This window comes from Herbaspirillum huttiense, from assembly GCF_004367745.1.
Classification (GTDB): domain Bacteria; phylum Pseudomonadota; class Gammaproteobacteria; order Burkholderiales; family Burkholderiaceae_D; genus Herbaspirillum; species Herbaspirillum huttiense.
In genome coordinates, this window is the sequence record NZ_CP037993.1 from 3,886,849 (window position 1) to 3,905,766 (window position 18,918).

16 protein-coding genes are annotated in these 18,918 nt (G+C 62.3%); 10 read left to right on the forward strand and 6 right to left on the reverse strand.

The features are described 5' to 3' along the window. Positions 1-79: 79 nt before the first annotated feature. Positions 80-2,392 carry an NADP-dependent malic enzyme gene (locus E2K99_RS17435; RefSeq protein WP_134223032.1) on the reverse strand — a complete coding sequence of 771 codons (2,313 nt, stop codon included), beginning with the start codon at positions 2,390-2,392 and terminating at the stop codon, positions 80-82. A gap of 402 nt (positions 2,393-2,794) precedes the next feature. Between E2K99_RS17435 and thiL the strand changes: the two genes are divergently transcribed. The 3 genes from thiL (at position 2,795) to E2K99_RS17450 (ending at position 4,924) form a co-directional block, all read left to right on the forward strand. After that, the gene (gene thiL / locus E2K99_RS17440; RefSeq protein WP_134223033.1) at positions 2,795-3,760 is read left to right on the forward strand and encodes a thiamine-phosphate kinase; all 966 of its coding nucleotides are present in this window, start codon (positions 2,795-2,797) and stop codon (positions 3,758-3,760) included. After that, a complete protein-coding gene (locus tag E2K99_RS17445) occupies positions 3,757-4,302 on the forward strand; it encodes a phosphatidylglycerophosphatase A family protein (RefSeq protein WP_039784543.1) in 546 nt (181 codons plus the stop codon). The genes thiL and E2K99_RS17445 overlap by 4 nt, the downstream gene beginning before the upstream one ends. Before the next feature lie 139 nt (positions 4,303-4,441). Further along, a complete protein-coding gene (locus E2K99_RS17450) occupies positions 4,442-4,924 on the forward strand; it encodes a CinA family protein (RefSeq protein ID WP_088754874.1) in 483 nt (160 codons plus the stop codon). 73 nt (positions 4,925-4,997) lie between these two features. Here E2K99_RS17450 and pyrF read toward each other — a convergent pair whose 3' ends face one another. Beyond that, a complete protein-coding gene (pyrF, locus tag E2K99_RS17455; RefSeq protein WP_134223034.1) occupies positions 4,998-5,816 on the reverse strand; it encodes an orotidine-5'-phosphate decarboxylase in 819 nt (272 codons plus the stop codon). Positions 5,817-5,980: 164 nt separating this feature from the next. Between pyrF and E2K99_RS17460 the strand changes: the two genes are divergently transcribed. The 3 genes from E2K99_RS17460 to E2K99_RS17470 are packed head-to-tail and all read left to right on the forward strand — an operon-like array spanning position 5,981 to position 7,991. Continuing rightward, a complete protein-coding gene (locus E2K99_RS17460) occupies positions 5,981-6,574 on the forward strand; it encodes a LemA family protein (protein ID WP_134223035.1) in 594 nt (197 codons plus the stop codon). A 21-nt stretch (positions 6,575-6,595) separates the two neighbouring features. Next, positions 6,596-7,456, forward strand: a complete 861-nt coding sequence (locus E2K99_RS17465; protein WP_205703696.1) for a TPM domain-containing protein — start codon at positions 6,596-6,598, stop codon at positions 7,454-7,456. Between the two features lies 1 nt (position 7,457). Then, positions 7,458-7,991 carry a TPM domain-containing protein gene (locus tag E2K99_RS17470; protein WP_134137461.1) on the forward strand — a complete coding sequence of 178 codons (534 nt, stop codon included), beginning with the start codon at positions 7,458-7,460 and terminating at the stop codon, positions 7,989-7,991. 307 nt (positions 7,992-8,298) lie between these two features. Here the strand turns inward: E2K99_RS17470 and dacB are convergent, their stop codons facing one another. Further along, positions 8,299-9,747 (reverse strand): D-alanyl-D-alanine carboxypeptidase/D-alanyl-D-alanine endopeptidase, encoded by a 1,449-nt coding sequence (dacB, locus tag E2K99_RS17480; protein WP_121045216.1) that lies wholly within the window; start codon positions 9,745-9,747, stop codon positions 8,299-8,301. Positions 9,748-10,109: 362 nt separating this feature from the next. Here dacB and E2K99_RS17485 point away from each other — a divergent pair, with 362 nt between their 5' ends. After that, complete coding sequence (locus tag E2K99_RS17485; protein WP_240733743.1) at positions 10,110-11,348, forward strand: diguanylate cyclase; 1,239 nt, start codon at positions 10,110-10,112, stop codon at positions 11,346-11,348. Between the two features lie 212 nt (positions 11,349-11,560). On the opposite strand, the gene E2K99_RS17490 is transcribed toward E2K99_RS17485, so the two are convergent. Further along, positions 11,561-11,743, reverse strand: a complete 183-nt coding sequence (locus E2K99_RS17490) for a hypothetical protein (RefSeq protein WP_006462830.1) — start codon at positions 11,741-11,743, stop codon at positions 11,561-11,563. An 885-nt stretch (positions 11,744-12,628) separates the two neighbouring features. Between E2K99_RS17490 and mgtA the strand changes: the two genes are divergently transcribed. Further along, positions 12,629-15,391 (forward strand): magnesium-translocating P-type ATPase, encoded by a 2,763-nt coding sequence (gene mgtA / locus E2K99_RS17495; RefSeq protein ID WP_134223037.1) that lies wholly within the window; start codon positions 12,629-12,631, stop codon positions 15,389-15,391. Between the two features lie 127 nt (positions 15,392-15,518). Here mgtA and E2K99_RS17500 read toward each other — a convergent pair whose 3' ends face one another. Both E2K99_RS17500 and E2K99_RS17505 read right to left on the reverse strand, forming a co-directional pair. Then, positions 15,519-15,917: a CPCC family cysteine-rich protein gene (locus E2K99_RS17500; protein WP_240733744.1), complete on the reverse strand. Its 399-nt coding sequence runs from the start codon at positions 15,915-15,917 to the stop codon at positions 15,519-15,521. A gap of 9 nt (positions 15,918-15,926) precedes the next feature. Further along, a complete protein-coding gene (locus E2K99_RS17505; protein WP_134223038.1) occupies positions 15,927-16,268 on the reverse strand; it encodes a hypothetical protein in 342 nt (113 codons plus the stop codon). 478 nt (positions 16,269-16,746) lie between these two features. Between E2K99_RS17505 and E2K99_RS17510 the strand changes: the two genes are divergently transcribed. Next, positions 16,747-17,640 (forward strand): nitrilase family protein, encoded by an 894-nt coding sequence (locus tag E2K99_RS17510; RefSeq protein WP_034336282.1) that lies wholly within the window; start codon positions 16,747-16,749, stop codon positions 17,638-17,640. A gap of 74 nt (positions 17,641-17,714) precedes the next feature. Continuing rightward, positions 17,715-18,887, forward strand: a complete 1,173-nt coding sequence (locus E2K99_RS17515; RefSeq protein WP_134223039.1) for a substrate-binding protein — start codon at positions 17,715-17,717, stop codon at positions 18,885-18,887. Positions 18,888-18,918 lie beyond the last annotated feature (31 nt).

Genomic DNA, 18,918 nt, shown 5'->3' on the forward strand with positions numbered 1-18,918 from the left:
AGCGGCGCATGTCTTTCGACATGCGCCGCTCTCAAGGTCCTGCGGTCTTTACGATTTTGCGATCCGACCGAGGCTGCGATCAGCGTTCGGACAAGGCATCCATGACGCACAAGGCCGTCATGTTGATGATGCGACGTACCGTTGCCGACGGGGTCAGGATATGCACCGGCTTGGCGCAACCCAGCAGGATCGGGCCAATCGCCACACCGTTGCCCGATGCGGTCTTGAGCAGGTTGTAGGCGATGTTGGCGGCGTCGATGTTGGGCATGACCAGCAGGTTGGCGTCACCCTTCAACGGCGAATCCGGTATCACCGCATTCAACAGCTTGGAATCGAGCGCGGTATCCCCGTGCATTTCGCCATCGACTTCCAGGTCCGGCGCGATCTCGCGCAGGATGGCCAGGGCTTCGCGCATCTTGCGGGCCGATTCGCTGTTGCTGGAACCGAAGTTCGAATGCGACAGCAGTGCAGCACGCGGATGCAGGCCGAAACGGCGCATTTCCTCGGCGGCCAGCATGGTGATCTCGGCCAGTTCGCGGGCGTTGGGGTTTTCGTTGACGTGGGTGTCCACCATCACCAGCTGGCGATTGGGCAGGATCACCGCATTCATCGCGGCATAAACGTTCACGCCTTCACGCTTGCCCAGCACCTGGTCGATGTAGTGCAGGTGCAGCTGGGTGGTGCCGTAGGTGCCGCAGATCATGCCGTCGGCATCGCCCTTGTGGATGGCCATGGAGCCGATCAGGGTATGGCGGCGGCGCATTTCCAGCTTGGCGTACTGCTCGGTGACACCCTTGCGGCGCGACATCTCCAGGAAGCTCTGCCAGTAATCGCGGTAGCGGTTGTCGAAGTTGGGGTTGATGACCTCGAAGTCGGTGCCGGCACGCAGGCGCAGGCCGAACTTCTTGATGCGCTGTTCCAGCACTTCCGGACGGCCCACCAGGATGGGCTTGGCCAGGTTTTCATCGACGATCACCTGGACGGCACGCAGCACGCGCTCTTCTTCACCTTCGGCGTAGACGATGCGCTTCTTGGCCTCGGCAGCCTTCTTGGCGACCTGGAAGATCGGGCGCATGAAGGTACCGCTGTGGTAGACGAACTGTTCCAGCTTCTCGATGTAGGCATCCATGTCCTGGATCGGACGGGCCGCCACGCCGGAGCTTTCGGCAGCACGCGCCACGGCCGGCGCGATCTTGATCATCAGGCGCGGGTCGAAAGGCTTGGGAATGATGTATTCCGGGCCGAAGGACAGGTTGGCGATGCCATAGGTCGAGGCCACGATATCGGACTGCTCGGCCTGGGCCAGTTCGGCGATGGCGTGGACGGTGGCGATCTCCATCTCGCGGGTGATGGTGGTGGCACCCGAATCGAGCGCACCGCGGAAGATGTAGGGGAAGCACAGCACGTTGTTGACCTGGTTCGGATAATCCGAACGGCCGGTGGCGATGATGGCGTCGTCACGCACGGCCATCACTTCTTCTGGCAGGATTTCCGGGGTCGGGTTGGCCAGCGCCAGCACCAGCGGACGGGCCGCCATCTGCTTGACCATCTCGGGCTTCAACACGCCGGCGGCGGACAGGCCCAGGAAGATGTCGGCATCCGGGATCACTTCGGCCAGGGTGCGGGCGTCGGTTTCGCGGGCGAAACGTTCCTTGTCCGGGTCCATCAGTTCCTTGCGGCCCTTGTAGACCACGCCGGCCAGGTCGGTGACGAAGATGTTTTCGATCGGGAAGCCGAGGTCGACGATCAGGTCCAGGCAGGCGAGCGCAGCCGCGCCCGCGCCGGAGACCACCAGCTTGACGTTCTTGATGTCCTTGCCCACGACCTTCAGGCCGTTCAGGATGGCGGCGCCGACGATGATGGCGGTACCGTGCTGGTCATCGTGGAAGACCGGGATCTTCATCTTCTCGCGCAGCTTGCGCTCGATGTAGAAGCACTCCGGTGCCTTGATGTCTTCCAGGTTGATGCCGCCGAAGGTCGGCTCCAGGGCAGCGATGACGTCGATCAGCTTGTCCGGGTCGGTTTCATTGATTTCGATGTCGAAGACGTCGATGCCGGCGAACTTCTTGAACAGCACGCCCTTGCCTTCCATGACCGGCTTGGACGCCAGCGCACCGATGTTGCCCAGGCCCAGCACGGCGGTACCGTTGGTGATCACGGCCACCAGGTTGCCACGGGCGGTGTAGCGGAAGGCGTTGAGCGGGTCGGCGACGATTTCTTCGCAGGCCGCCGCCACGCCCGGAGAATACGCGAGGGAGAGATCACGCTGGTTGGTCAGCAGCTTGGTGGGCGTGACCGCGATCTTGCCCGGGGTCGGAAACTCGTGGTAATCCAGCGCTGCCTGACGAAGTTGCTGACGCACTTCTTCTTTCTTACTGATCATCGAATCCATACTCTGTATTCTCTAGTTGACTTGCGAAGGGGGTCGATTCTAGCAGAGGTCGGCCTTCAATCATAGGCCGCCAGGCTCATGCTGCTCCGCGCAAAGCCTTTTCCGGACTGGCTTTGCGGCCTGTCACCCCAAACCCGTGATGACCGCGAACATGGCCTTTCCGGAGCCAGATGACGACCAGTTGTCGCCTGATGTGCGCAGTTGCGCGCAGCTTGATTTCCCGTACGAGAGGCTGACACCGCCCTTGACTATCCGGTATTGGGGAAAACCCCTATCCCTTCACCCGCCTCTCGCGCACCCTGCCGTGACGCCGTATCCGGGCAATTTGCGCTGCATCGCAACATGTCTGGTCGCCGGGATATTGTGCGCCTGAAGCCGTGACGGATTGGTTACAATCGCGCCATGCTTTCCGAATTCGAACTCATCGCGCGCTATTTCAGCCGCCCACCCGCCCCCGACAGCCGCACGGCGCTGGGCGTGGGAGACGACTGCGCGCTGATGACACCGGCCCCGGGAATGCAGTTGGCCATTTCCAGCGACATGCTGGTGGCGGGCCGCCACTTCTTCCCGGATGCCGATCCCCTGCTGCTGGGCCACAAGTGCCTGGCCGTCAATCTCTCCGACCTGGCCGCCATGGGCGCGCAGCCGATCGCCTTCACGCTGGCCCTGGCCTTGCCGGAAGCCCGTGCCGACTGGCTGGCACCGTTCTCGCAGGGCATGCTGGCACTGGCCGATGTCCACGGCTGCGAGCTGATCGGCGGCGACACCACCAAGGGGCCGCTGACCATCAGCATCACGGTCTTCGGTGAAGTGCCACCGTTACAGGCGCTGCGCCGCGATGCTGCCCGTGCGGGCGATGACATCTGGGTCTCCGGCACGCTGGGCGATGCCCGCCTGGCGCTGGCCGGCTACCGCCAGGAATTCGACATCAACAGCGAAGCACTGCAGCTGGCTGCCCCGCGCATGCATGCGCCTACCCCGCGCGTGGCGCTGGGACTGGCCCTGCGCGGCATTGCCCATGCCGCCATCGACATCTCCGATGGCCTGGCGGGCGACCTCGGCCACATCCTCGATCGTTCCCATGTGGGGGCTACGCTGGACGTGGATGCCCTGCCGCCCGGCCCGGCCTTGCAGCAGCGCGACCTGCACCTGCGCCGCCGCTTTACCCTGTCCGGTGGCGACGATTACGAACTTTGCTTCACTGCCCCGGCACGCCAGCGCGAGGCGGTCCTGAAGGCGGCCCAGTCCGCCGGCACCGCCGTCACCCGCATCGGCCAGATCGATGCGCAGGCCGGTCTGCGGCTGCTGGATGCCGCTGGTGAACCGCTGCAGGACACACCGGATTCCTTCGATCATTTCCGTTCATGAACCCAGCTTCTTCGCCCTTCCCGCCGCCGCCTTCGGCCTCTCCCCGCAAACGTAAGCCGACCCCGCACTTCATGCTGGCGCATCCGGCGCACTGGATCGCCCAGGGCTTCGGCAGCGGCCTCTCGCCCATCATGCCGGGCACGGCCGGAACGCTCTTCGCGTGGCTGTCCTACGTGGTGCTGTCGACACGCTGGCCGCACGTCTTCACGGCGGCCAACTGGCTGGTGATCATTGCGGCCGGCTTCATCATCGGCATCTGGGCCTGCCATCGCACCGGGCAGGCGCTCAATTCGCCCGATGACGGCAGCATGGTGTGGGACGAGATCATCGCCTTCTGGCTGGTGCTGGTGCTGGTGATGCCGGCCAGCCTGAAGACGCAGTTCGCGGCTTTTGTGGTGTTCCGCTTCTTCGACATGGTCAAGCCACCCCCGATCGCCTGGTTCGACCGCCGCTTCAAGGGCGGTTTCGGCGTGATGTGGGATGACATCGTGGCGGCCTTCTATACGCTGCTGGTGTTTGCGTTCTGGCGCACTTATTGGTAACGGGAAGTGAACAATCGGATCCTGTCCGATACAACATTTCCTGACATGGGAGTATGCTAGTCCACGCACTTCGTTGATCAACCGACCGCAGCGCGCCCGCCACCCGGCGCTGACTGCGGCACAGCCGAGGATGACACTCATGGACAGCACCCTGGACCTGGCCACCCGCGTAGGCCACACCCTCAAAGCCAAAGGCCTGCTCCTGGCCACTGCAGAATCCTGTACCGGTGGCGGCATCGCCCACGCCATCACTGAAATCGCCGGATCTTCGGAATGGTTCGATTGCGGTTTCGTTACCTATTCGAACGCCTCCAAGAACGAATTGCTGGATATTTCCGAAGCCCTGATCGCCCAGCATGGCGCAGTCAGCGAGGAAATCGCCGGCGCCATGGCCGAAGGGGCGGTCGCCAACAGCAGCTCGGACGTGGCCGTCTCCACCACCGGCATTGCCGGCCCCGGCGGTGCGGTACCGGGCAAGCCGGTCGGCACCGTCTGCTTCGGCTGGCGCGTGGGCGACAAGACCTATACTGAACGCCTGGTCTTCAAGGGCGACCGCCAGCAGGTGCGGGCCCAGACCGTGGAACATTCGCTCAAGGGCTTGCTGAAGCTTCTGGCAGATTGAAGCGGCGAACATGAAGAAAAAGGCGGCGCTCCCATGGAGTCGCCGCCTTTTTCTTCATCTCTGCTTGCGCGGTTCAGCGGAAGCGGTTGATCTCGTCACGCGTCTGGATGGCCACCCGGCGCGCCGCAGCGGCGAAATCTTCGCCGGCTTCCGGCTTGGCGTAGAGGATGGCACGTGAAGAATTGATCATCATGCCCGTACCCGAGGCCGTCTTGCCGGAGGTGACCGTCGCTTGCACGTCGCCCCCCTGGGCACCCACGCCCGGCACCAGCAGCGGCATGTCGCCGATGATGGCGCGCACCTGGGCCAGTTCGTGCGGGAAGGTGGCACCGACCACCAGGCCGCACTGGCCATTGGTATTCCACTTCTCGGCCACCAGGCGCGCCACGTGCTGGTACAGCGGCTTGCCATCGACTTCCAGGAATTGCAGGTCGGAACCACCGGCGTTGGAGGTGCGGCACAGCACGATCACGCCGCGATCCTTCCATTCCAGATAGGGCGAGACCGAGTCCCAGCCCATGTAGGGGCTGACCGTGACGACGTCGGCGTCATAGCGCTCGAAGGCTTCGCGGGCATACTGCTCGGCGGTGGCGCCAATGTCGCCGCGCTTGGCATCGAGCACCAGCGGGATCTCGGGGTAGTTGCTGCGCAGGTAGGCGCAGATGCGCTCCAGCTGCTCTTCCGCGCCCAGCGCGGCGAAATAGGCGATCTGCGGCTTGAAGGCACAGGCGGCTTCGGCGGTGGCATCTATGATGGCGCGGCAGAATTCGAAGATCGCGTCCGGCTTGCCCTGCAGCTCGGCGGGGAATTTCTTGAGGTCGGGGTCCAGGCCGACGCACAGCAGGGAATTGCGCGAGGTCCACGCAGCGTTGAGTTTCTCGATGAATGTCACGGTGATGCCTTTAACTGAAAGATGCGCTATTGTAGCGCGCCGGCCTGCCCAGTCCTCGATTTTTGACTGATGTTCAGGGTTTTTCGCGGAACATCGGGCACTTCAGGAGGTTTGCATGGTCTTATGCGCTCCCTTTGCTTCACTTTTGCTACGAGGAAAACAACATGAAAAAACTCTTCGCCTGGCTGGCCATTGCCATCACCGCCCTCACCCTCTCCGGCTGCGGCTACAACGAATTCCAGGCCAAGGATGAAGCCACCAAGGCCGCCTGGGGCGAAGTGGTCAACCAGTACCAGCGCCGCGCCGACCTGATCCCGAACCTGGTCAACACCGTCAAGGGCTATGCCTCCCACGAGAAGGACACCCTGGAAGCCGTCACCCGCGCCCGCGCAGCGGCCACCAGCTTCCAGATCACCCCGGAAGTGCTCAACGATCCCAAGGCCTTCGCCAAATTCCAGGAAGTGCAGGGGCAACTGTCTTCGGCGCTGTCGCGCCTGATGGCGGTCTCCGAGAACTACCCGCAGTTGAAGGCCGACACCAGCTTCCGTGACCTGCAATCCCAACTGGAAGGCACCGAAAACCGCATCACCGTAGCCCGCCAGCGCTATATTGCCGCTGTGAAGGATTACAACATCCTGGCGCGCAGCTTCCCCACCAACATCACGGCCAAGCTGTTCAGCTATGAAGTCAAACCCTCGTTCACGGTAGAAAACGAAAAAGCCATTTCGACCGCGCCCGCGGTCAACTTCGGCAAATAAGCACGGGAGCCCCGATTGGCCATGCGCAAGCTGCTCCTGACCTGCTGGCTGCTGGCGTGGATCGCGCTGGCCGCCCCGGCCCGTGCCGATGACGGCCTGGTGCCGGTGCCGCCGCTGTCGGCCCACGTGATCGACCAGGTCCACCTGCTGCAGCCGCAGCAGCGCCAGGCCCTTGAAGGCGTGCTGGCCGAGATCGAACAGCGCACCGGCAGCCAGATCGGCGTGTTGCTGATGTCCTCCACCGCGCCCGAAGCCATCGAGCAATACAGCATCCGCGTGGCCGAGGCCTGGAAGCTGGGCCGCAAGGGCGTCGATGACGGCGTGATCCTGATCGTCGCCAAGGACAATCCCAAATCCCTGCGCCGCCTGCGCATCGAAGCAGGGCGTGGGGTACAGGGCAGCCTCACGGATGCGCAATCCAAACGCATCCTGGAAGACGTGATCGCCCCGCATTTCCGCCAGAACGATTTCTATGGCGGCCTGGCGGCAGGCGTGACGGCCATCACCAACTTGCTGGAACAGGAAAAGCTGCCACCGGCCAAGCGTTCGTCCCGTGCGGTGCAGACTGATGATGGCGGTGGATGGATCACGTTGATGGTGATCGGGCTGTTCCTGGTGGTGTTCTTCACGGTCTTGCTGAAGTCGCGCCGCAGCAGCCGCAATGCCCTCAACAGCAATGACTGGGGACGCGGCGGCAGCACGACCGCCGGCGTCATCATCGGCAGCCTGGTCGACGAGGCCTTGCGCCAGGCCAGTTCCGGACGGGGCGGTTCGCGTTCGGGTGGCGGCGGCTTCGGTGGTGGATTTGGCGGATCATCCGGTGGCGGCTTCTCCGGCGGTGGCGGCACATTCGATGGCGGCGGTGCCTCGGGAGACTGGTGACATGGCGCACAACAACGCATCCCCTTCCCTGTTTGCGCGCATGTTGCGCCACTTGCGCATGACGCGTGCGGCGGCACGGCGCATCTTCCCCTCTTCCACCCTCAAGGCGATCCAGGCCAGCATCGGCGAAGGTGAGCGGCAGCATCGCGCGCAAGTGCGCGTGATCGTCGAAGCCGCACTCACGCTGGGCGCAGTGCGACGCGGCGAAAGCGCGCGGCAGCGCGCGCACGAGCTGTTTTCGCATTACCGCATCTGGGATACCGAAGAAAACTGCGGCGTGCTGGTCTATCTCAACCTGGCCGACCGCAAGGTCGAGATCGTGGCTGATCGCGGCATCAACGCCCGCGTCACGCGGGAGCAATGGCAGCAGGTGTGCAAGCAGATGACTGCCGGATATGCCGCCGGCCAATACGAGGCCAGCACACTGCAGGCACTCGCCAGCCTGCACGCCATCCTGGCGAAGGTCTTGCCGCGCGACCCTGGGGGCCGCGACGAGCTGCACAACGAACTCTCGGACAAACCCTTGCTACTTTGATGCCATGAAAATACTGTTCTGGCTGGTGGCGCTTGCCGCACTGTTGCTGCTCCTGCGCATGATCATGCGCCGCGTGATGCCCCGGCCGCAGCCGCCCGTGCATTATCGCGCTCCCTCCTATTACAGCAAGACACGCTATAGCTCACCGGGTGTTCCTGCAAGCAACGGCGCTGGCTGGGCCGGCGACGTCAGCAGCTCCGGCAGTGGCTCTGACGGAGGAAGCGGGGGAGACTGCGGCGGCGGGGACGGCGGCGGAGGGGGTGATGGCGGAGGCGGCGGCTGCGATTGAAGCCGCCCGTTCTTCATCTCAACCGTTTTCGTAGACCCACTGCAACAAGGCATCCTGCGCCTGCTGCCCATTGGGCGCAGCAGCGTGATTGATCAGGAACACCACCACATAGGTCTTGCCCGAGGCGGCCTGCACATAGCCCGCAATCGAACGCACGTCATTGAGCGTGCCGGTCTTGATGTGCGCCTGCCCCGCCACGCTCTGCGTCTTCAGGCGACGGCGCATGGTGCCGTCGTAACCGACCAGCGGCAGCGAGGACACGAATTCCGGCATCAGCGGCGAACGGTAGGCCTGCACCAGCACGCTGGCCAGCAGCGCCGGCGTGACGCGCTCCACGCGCGAAAGACCGGCACCGTTCTCGATGGCCAGGCCATTGGTATCGATGCCCTTGTCATTGAGCCAGCCGCGCACCGCGCGCGCGGCATTGACGGTATCACCGGGCTGCCCGGTCATCTCCGCCCCCAGCGTGAGCAGCACCTGGCGCGCCATCACGTTGTTGCTGTACTTGTTGATGTCGCGGATGACTTCCGGCAACGGCGGCGACTGCACCTCCACCATCAACCGCGCCGAAGGCGTGACCTGACCGTTGACCACACGGCCGGCAAAACTGCCGCCGAGGTCGGCCCACATTTGTACAAAACTCGCGCCTACATACTGCACATTGTTCATGCGATACGGATGGACATACCACACACGCGGCCCGCAGTCGGCGCTGTAGCTGCCGGTGAAACTGACGGCGTTGGGGTCGTTGTTCATCTTCAGCTTGCCCTGCCAGTCGCCGCAGGGCTCCTGCGACAAGCGCGGGGGCGTGACGGTGATGCCGGCCATCGGTGGATCCATGCTCACGCTGACCACGCCACTGGCGGCATCCGGCTCAAAACGGAAAGCCTGGGTGCGGTAATTCATCAGCAGGGCATCGGGGCCGGCGTTGTAAGGCTTTTGCGGATCGCCATCGAATTGCGAGGGGTCATAGCTGGACTCCGCAAAATACGTACGATCCAGCACCAGGTTGCCGCGAATGTCCTTGATGCCGCGTGCGCGCAGCTGGCGCAGGAACAGCCAGAAATTCTCCAGCACCAGCTTGGGATCGCCCCCGCCCTTGAGGATCAGGTCGCCATTGAGCACGCCGCCGGCAAGCGTGCCATCGATGTAGGCCTGGGTCTTCCAGGTATAGGTCGGCCCGAGGATTTCGAGCGCGGCATCCGTGGTCACCAGCTTCATCACGGAGGCCGGATTGAATGGCTGCCCGGTATTGTTGGCCGCCAGCATGCGCTTGCCGTTGTCGGCATCGACCACCACGACGCCGGTATTCTGCTGCGGAATATGGGCCACGCGCAGCGCCCCCACCACCGCAGGCGGCAAGCCCTGTGCATGGACGAGGGGGACGGCGCTGCTGGCCAGCAGCGCCAGCCACAACGAAGAAAGACCAAGCCGGGGAGACTTCACGAGACGGGGGAAGCGGAACATGATGGAGACGGAAATGAGGAGCAGGCATTATAAGGGGATGCATGACCGGCCGTCGGTGCAGCAGGCGGCGATGACGACATCGGCGCGTCACCTTGCCATGCGACACTAGAGTCTGTTCTCATCCTGCTTGAAAGACGCGATGTGAACGGCCCGGCCTGACACTGACCAATGCCCGGCGGAAACGGTTCCCCGTGTGCGCAAGATCCCGGTCAAAGCAAGCGCAGAGCGGGCTTGCGAACAGCCGCCACATGGCGTTACGCTGCGTGACTGATAATCATCGCTTGCATGTAATCGTGCGTACCAGAAACTCCGGCGACCGCTGGCCCGGCTGACATCACCCGCGGACCAGACGAAAGAAAAACATGAACATGTCCTCCCCCTCCAATCCCGATTGCCCCACCCCGCGACCGCCCGCCGCACGCCTGCTGGCCTTGCTGCTGGACGTGCTCAGCCCGCTGGCCCTGATTCGCCGCGGTCCCGCGCGTTCCGGCGAGGCGAGCCAGGCGGCGCTGGCCGGCAAGGGCGTGCGCTTCGTGCAGCGCATCTACCGTCTGCGGGTGATTGGCCTTGGCGTGGGATTTTTCTGCGTCGCCGCCGGCTTCCTGCAGCATCCCGTGCCATGGCCGCTGTGGCTGTTGCTGGGCGTGCATGGCTACCTGTGGCCGCATCTGGCGCGCCAGTGGGCCCTCAGGGCGGCGATCCCGTATCGTGCCGAACGACGCAACCTGGTGATCGACGCCGCCTTTGGCGGCTTCTGGATTGCAGCGCTGCAGGGCAACCTGGTGCCCAGTGCGGTCATCATCTCGATGCTGTCGATGGACAATATTGCCGCCGGCGGACTGCGCCTGTTCATGCGCGGCCTGTATGCCAGCCTGGTGGCTGGCGTGCTGGGATGGTGGCTGCTGGGCGCGCATTTCCAGCCGCAATCGGACCTGACCACCATCCTCGCCTGCCTGCCGATGATGATGCTCTATCCCCTCGCGCTGGGGCAGTCGACCTATCTGATGTCGAAGAAGCTGGCCGATCGTTCACGACAGTTCGAGATCGTCAGCCAGCTCGACGGGCTCACGCTGCTGTTCAATCGCCGCTACTGGGAGAGCCTGCTGCTGGGCGAATTCGAACGCCTGCACCGCCAGAGCTCCGCGCAGCACCAGACCTTCCTGCTGTTGCTGGACCTGGACCACTTCAAGAGCATCAACGACACCTGGGGCCACCTGATCGGCGACGAGGTGCTGCGCAACTTCGCGCGCCTGCTGCGGACCATGCTGCGCGAGCAGGACGCCATCGGACGTTACGGTGGTGAGGAATTCGGCGTGATCCTGCGCGACGTGTCGCCAGCCGATGCGCTGGCGCTGTCACAGCGGGTGATCGAAGCGGCGCGCACCAGAAATGATGAAAACAATTTATACGGTTGTACGGTCAGTGCCGGACTGGTGCCCTTCTCTGCGGACATGGACGCTCATTTCGTCTGGCTGCAACGCGCCGACCACGCCATGTACTGCGCCAAGGAAACCGGGCGCGATCGCCTGGTGGTCTGGGATCCGGCGCTGGAGCGCGCGCCGCGCATGCCCAATCAGCCGCCGCCTCCCTGCTGCACATAGGCATGCCGTGAAGAAGCCACGAAAACGATGGGCGCAAAAAAGGCCGATGTTTTCGGGGCCGCCACGAGACCACTGTGAAAACATCGACCTAGGGAAATCAAGGCGGGGCGATCGGCATGACGGAATGATAGGCGTACTTCCCTAAAAAAATGCCTGCGCCGATGCCCCGGCCACTGCCGCAACGAGCGGCAAAGCGGGCCGCAGAAAGCCCGCTAAATTAGCACTGGCAGTGCTTCCAGTACTAAAAGCGCGAGCAGTGCGCCGAAGACCGCGCCCACTGCTCTCAAACTGGTTCGAACCATCCGTGACGCCACCGGAACCTCGCCGCAGAGCAACAAACCCGCCAGCGCCATGGGGATGAAGAACATCAGATTGTTCATGATGAGGTTGGGCATGATGCGTCTCCTGGTCGAGTTTATTGGTTTTGCGCCGGGTAGCTGCGCGTACTCTGTTCGGGCTTGCCTCGTTTCGAGTATAGGCCGTACACCATGGAAGACAAGGCTCACCCGGCGAGAATCGGTGCTGCACAGCAGCGTCCAGAGCAGCGAAATACCGCTTCACCATCCTCGCTGTGAAGCAGAAAGCTTCCGCTCCATCTTGTTGCAGATGCACAAATTTTCGGCAACGCGGGCGAATTTGCCTTGACCCTGTTTTCCGCGCGGGCGTAGAATTCGCCCGTTCTCATTTTTTGGAGTCCCTCTCATGGGCACTTGTTCGGGTGACAGTTGTTGCCGGTTAATTCCGGGTTAAGCCTCAGCAAGGATTTCAGCAGGACTTCATCCTGTCGTCATCTTGCACCAGGCAGATGACGGCAATTCATGTCGGCAGCGCGCGGTCTTTCCAGGCCGGTTTTCAGCAGCGCCGCTGACAACGACATTCCCTCACAACGACAGATCGACGATCGACCGCCGCAGACACGGCGTCAGAACGCAGCTGCATCGCGACCGCATTGCCCGCTCCATCGAGCCGGCAGCCGGCTCGCCTGATGCCGCGCGCGTCATGACGCACCGCCTTCCGCATGGCCAGCCGCCATGCGGCTGCCCGTCTGTTGCCGCCGTCAGGTGCCGATGACAGGGTCTCCGCTCAACCAGGCGGAGGCTGCAATGCGACAGACACATTCATCATGAACACGCGAAGACCCAGCGCGCCGCGTCCGGCCGCCCGTCTTAGCGGGGGCCGTCCACGGCGCTGACCCCGATGCCGGCCTGCCCTGCTGCAGGCCGACGCAATGCAAACCGCTTCGTCCACGGGACGAGGCCCAACAAGAAAAGAAGCACGCCATGAATCTGAACCTGCTGAAAGAAACCTTTGTCAGCTTCATCCGCGCACGCGGTATGGACCGTCACTTCCGCCGCCTGGGCATGGACATGTTCCGCAGCGCCCCGGTGACCAAGGAAGTCCCGCAAACCCTGGCCGAGCAATTGAGCGAAGCCTCCCGCAGCGAAGCCCAGGCCCTGCTGCAGCGCCTGCAATCGCGCCCCGACGGCCTGACCGAGTCGGAAGCCGATGCCATCCGTGAACACAGTGGCCCCAACGAAGTCGAGCACGAGAAGCCGCTGACCTGGTATGTCCACCTGTGGCACTGCTACAAGAACCCGTTCAACCTGCTGCTGACCCTGCTGGCTGCGGTCTCCTTCTACACCGAGGACATGAAGGCCGCCATCGTCATCGGCACCATGGTGGTGGTCTCGACCTTGCTGCGCTTCGTGCAGGAAGCGCGTTCCAACACTGCCGCCGACAAGCTCAAGGCCATGGTCAGCAACACCGCGACCGTGATGCGCCACGACCAGGTCGAAGAGATCGCCGCCGAGGCGCAGCGTTACTTCGACGTCATGCTGCACCCCAAGGGCGCGCGCCGCGTCGAGGTGCCGATCCACAAGCTGGTGCCGGGCGACATCGTGCTGCTCTCGGCGGGCGACATGATCCCCGCTGACCTGCGCCTGCTGGCCGCCAAGGACCTGTTCGTGAGCCAGGCCGCGATGACCGGCGAATCGCTGCCCGTAGAAAAATTCGTCACCCCCAGCAACCTCAACACCAGCAGCCCGCTGGAGCTGGACAACCTCTGCTTCATGGGCACCAACGTCGTCAGCGGCTCGGCTACGGGCGTGGTGCTGACCACCGGCAAGCGCACGTATTTTGGTGCGCTGGCTGAGCGCGTCACCGCCACTGACCGCACGCCGACTGCCTTCCAGGCGGGCGTCAACAAGGTCAGCTGGCTGTTGATCCGCTTCATGCTGGTGATGACGCCGGTGGTGTTCTTCATCAACGGTTTCACCAAGGGCGACTGGGTGGAAGCCTTCCTGTTCGGTCTCTCCGTGGCCGTAGGCCTGACGCCCGAGATGCTGCCTATGATCGTGACCTCGACCCTGGCCAAGGGCGCGGTAGCACTGTCGCGCAAGAAGGTGATCGTCAAGCGGCTCGATGCGATCCAGAACTTCGGTGCGATGGACGTGCTGTGTACCGACAAGACCGGCACGCTCACGCAGGACAAGATTTTCCTGGAACGTCATACCGACATTCATGGCGAACCCGACGACGAAGTGCTGCAATACGCCTACCTGAACAGTTATTACCAGACCGGCCTGAAGAACCTGCTGGACGTGGCCGTGCTGGAGCACGCCGAGCTGCAACGTGAAATGTCCATCGCCTCGGCCTATCGCAAGGTCGACGAAATTCCTTTCGACTTCCAGCGCCGCCGCATGTCGGTGGTGGTGTCCGAGCGCGAGGATCACCACGAGCTGATCTGCAAGGGTGCGGTCGAGGAAATCGTCTCGGTGTGCTCGCGCGCCCGCGTCAATGGCGAAGTGGTACCGCTGACCCCGGCCTTGCTGGAAGAGATCCGCGCCACCACCGGCAGCCTCAACGCCGAGGGCCTGCGCGTGGTCGGCGTGGCCGCCAAGGACTTGCCGCCGACCAAGGAGGTGTACAGCCTGGCTGACGAATCGGATCTGGTGCTGATCGGTTACATCGCCTTCCTCGATCCGCCCAAGGAATCGACCGCCCCTGCCCTGGCCGCATTGCGTGCGCATGGCGTGAAGGTCAAGATCCTGACCGGCGACAACGAACTGGTCACCGCCAAGATCTGCCGCGAAGTGGGGCTGGAGGTCAAGGGCATGCTGCTGGGTTCGTATGTCGAGAAGATGAGCGATGCGGAGCTGTCGCAGGCGGTGGAGACGGTGACGGTCTTCGCCAAGCTTTCGCCGGCGCACAAGGAGCGCATCGTGCGCGTGCTGCATGATCGCGGACACGTGGTCGGCTTCATGGGTGATGGCATCAACGATGCCCCGGCCCTGCGTGCTGCCGACATCGGTATTTCGGTGGATACGGCGGTGGATATTGCCAAGGAAGCGGCGGATCTGATCCTGCTGGAGAAGAGCCTGATGGTGCTGGAAGAAGGCGTGCTGGAAGGCCGCAAGACTTTCGCCAACATGCTGAAATACATCAAGATGACGGCCAGCTCCAACTTCGGCAATGTCTTCTCGGTCCTGATTGCCAGTGCCTTCCTGCCTTTCCTGCCGATGCTGCCCTTGCATCTGCTGGTGCAGAACCTGCTGTATGACGTCTCGCAGATCTCGATTCCCTTCGACAACGTCGACAAGGAATTCCTGGAAAAGCCGCAGCGCTGGGATGCGGGTGACATCGGCCGCTTCATGGTCTTCTTCGGTCCGATCAGCTCGATCTTTGATATCACGACCTTTGCGCTGATGTGGTATATCTTCGGCGCCAGCACGCCGGAACATCAAACCCTGTTCCAGTCCGGCTGGTTCATTGAAGGCCTGCTGTCGCAGACGCTGATCGTGCACATGATCCGCACGCGCCGCATCCCCTTCTTCCAGAGCCGCGCCTCGTGGCCGCTGATGGGGATGACGCTGGTCATCATGGCCATCGGCATTGCGATCCCGATGACGCCGCTGGCGCATTACTTCAAGCTGGAGGCGCTGCCGCTGTCGTACTTCCCGTGGCTGGTGGCGATCCTGGTCGCCTATGCGGTGCTGATTCAGGGGATGAAGGGGTGGTATGCCCGGCGGTATGGGTGGCAGTGAGCTGATGAATCAGTAACGATCGTTACTGATCAGAGTTGATCAGAGTTGAGATGAAAACGCCTGCTCGATGGAGCAGGCGTTTTTGCGTGAGCAGAGTTCTGCGCCTGTTGATCGCCGCTTGCCCGCTTCAATTGCTATCGGGCCGCGATTGTCGAATCCAGCAATACAGGCCTCCGCGCGATGTCACGCTCTTGCGCTCAATCCCATCGATGCCGGGAAGATCAACAGGCCGCTCCCGGAGCGGAAACCAACCGGCGTCTCGCGTATCACCTTCCATGAGCTTGCGTGCAGTTTTCACCATTGCTCGGTCGCAAGCACCAAACTGCACGAAATTGACTTGGGCCTCCATCAGGCTGCAGGAATTGGCACCGCTTGCATAAGGATAGTACAGCTGCAGTTCATCGTCCTCCCAGAAGCAGACGGAGCAAATTTCATGAGAACCTGGTGGTTCAGAAAACACCTCGTGGCCACAGCAGGGGCAGGTGAACATGATGTCTGGACTTTCATTTTGGCCAAAATCGTTCATCCGATTCTGCTACCGATAGTGCAGCAGTGCTACCCAAAGCATGGTCAGCATCACTCCTGAAAAACCCACACAGAGTGTGATCGAGAACATTCGGGCGGCAAGAATCAAGAAGCGTAGCTGTTTTTCCTTGAGCATGGCTTTTGATGCAGGCCCCCAAACAAGCTCACGCGAGAGAGACGTTCCAATCCCACCTTGCGTGATCGAATACCATCTCGCCCCGATGGGGAAATTTTTTGCTTTCAAGATCCGCGCGAAGAGCGACTCCCGGATAAGCTGACGCGCAATAATTGAAACCCCTGTTAATGGGGCGAAGACGATGAAGAGAAGCAAATCAGGTCGATCAATGATCATCAGCTCGAGAAATCAATGGGTGCTTTTTGGATTGAACATACTCGCTAACGCGATACATCTTGGGGGAGCAAGGAATCATGATATTAGCGGCGGAAGCAGTCCTTCACTAATGAAATAACTGACGATACTCCCTACTGTGGATATCGATATCGGGACTTGGGCCCCATGCACGACCTGCGAAAAACCCCACCGCAACAGAAAGCGGTCCAGCTGGATTTTTCGTCTCCCCCTCTTCAGTTAGCCTGACGTTTCGGACGACGCTGACCACAACATCGCCTTTACAAGGGCAAGGTGTGACACGACCAGCAATGATGACACGTATTGACGCGTTCATTTGAGTGATGCAATAATCGCCTCGCTGCCTAGGAACGCCACCAGGCAGTACTCCCAGCAATATTGCTGACCATACATACCGGCTATGAAAGCCCCTGACATGCGCATCAAGCGCAGTCAGGGGCTTTTTGTTTTGGAGATTCGCATGTCGTCACAGGAAAACACCTCGCCGCCCTCGTTTCCATTGATCAAGGTGGCAAGCGTCCAGATGGAGCCCCACATTGGCCGCAAGGAAGAGAATGTTGCCCGTTCCATTGCCTTCATCGATCGCGCCGCCGCCGAGGGGGCCGAGCTGGTGGTCTTGCCCGAGCTGGTCAACAGCGGCTATGTCTTCGCCAGCCGCGCCGAAGCCTTCGCCTTGGCGGAAGTCCTGCCCGACGGCCCCACCACCCAGGCCTGGATGGCCGCCGCGCGCCGCAACGGTATCCATGTCGTGGCCGGCATCGCCGAACGCGAGGGCGACCGGCTCTACAATTCCGCTGTGGTGATTGGCCCTGACGGCTGGCTGGGCGTCTACCGCAAGCTGCATCTGTGGGGCGACGAACATCTGTTCTTTGAAGCTGGCGACAAGGGATTACCCCTGTTCCACACACGCTGGGGACGACTGGGCGTGGCGATCTGCTACGACGGCTGGTTCCCGGAAGTGTATCGGTTGCTTGCCATGCAGGGTGCTGACGTCGTGGCGATGCCAACCAACTGGGTACCGATGCCAGGGCAGCCAGACAACCGCCAAGCCATGGCAACTTCACTGGCGATGGCCAATGCCCATAGCAACGCGCTCACCATCGTGTGCGCCAACCGTACCGGCACCGAGCGCGGCCAGCCCTTCATCGGACAGAGCGTGATCATTGGCGCGCAAGGCTGGCCGCTGGCCGGGCCGGCACCGGAGGACGGCGAGCAAATACTGTATGCCAGCCTCAATCTCAAGGAGTCGCGCCAGGCACGCCACCTCACTCCCTTCAACCATGTGCTGCGCGACCGTCGCGACGACCTCTACGACCCGATGCTGGGCACGGGTTGGCCGCTGCCGCGGCACTGAACCGCTTGCCGTTTGCCGTACCGCTTTTCTTTCAGGATCCATTCCATCCACTCACACCGACTGAGGAGTTCATGATGAACAGATTCACTTTCGCGCTGCCCCATGGCGTATTTGCTGTCGCATTTTCCCTGCTTGCCGCAGCTGCGCCGGCCCACGCCGCCGAGCCCATCCGCATCGGCGTGGCGGTCGGGCTATCGGGTGCAAACAGCGTGGTGGCACCGGCCGTAGTGCAGTCCTCGCAACTGGCGGTCGATGAAATCAACGCCGCGGGCGGCATCATGGGACGCAAGCTGGAGCTGGAAATCGTCGATGACGCCTCCGGCGCAGTGGGCGCGCAGAAAGCTTTCGATACGCTGGTGTTCCAAAAGAGGGTCAACGCCGTCATCGCCATGGAAACCAGCGCCGCACGCAATGCCGCGCTGCCGGTGATCAGCCGCGGCAAGGTACCTTACATCTACACGTCCTTCTACGAGGGTCGCTCGTGCAATAAATGGATGTACGCCAACGGCTGGGTGCCGGAGCAACAGGTGGCGCCGGTAGTGGATTACTTCAGCAAGTCCATGAATGCCAAGACCTTCTTCCTGGTCGGCAGCGACTACGCCTTTGGCCGAGGCATGCTGGAATTCACCAAGAAGTACATCGAGCAGAAAGGCGGCAAGGTCGTCGGCGAAGAATACCTGCCCATCGACGGCAGCGACTGGACCACGGTAGTTTCCAAGATCCGTGCCAGCAAGCCGGACGCCCTGATCAGCGCCACCGCCGGCGGCGCACCCAATGTGTCGCTGGCGAAGCAGCTCAAGGGAGCCGGTCTGACGCTACCCTACGGCAACCTCGCCATTGACGAGGGTACCGCCAGGACCATGGGCGATGCCGCCACCGGGCTCTACATGTCGGCTTCTTACCTGACCAGCATCGATACGGCGGAAAACAGGAAATTCATGGACGCGCTGAAGAAAAAATTCGGCGCCGACCTGAAGACCCCCAATGAATTGTCCGAGCCCCAGTACGAAGCCTTCTATCTGTACAAGGCCGCCGTCGAGAAAGCCGGATCGACTGACAGCGACAAGGTGAGCAAGGCGCTCGGCGAAGTGTCGTTCAACGGTCCGCGTGGCACGGTGGCGATGAACAAGAGCCATCATGCGCCGCTTTCCATGCGCCTGGGCCAGGTGCAGGCCGACGGATCGATCCGTATTCTGGAGACCTTCGCCAGCGTCGACCCCGGCAACCAGTGCCCGAGCGTCAAGTGATGGCGGCAGGCAGGACCGCTTTGCGATAACA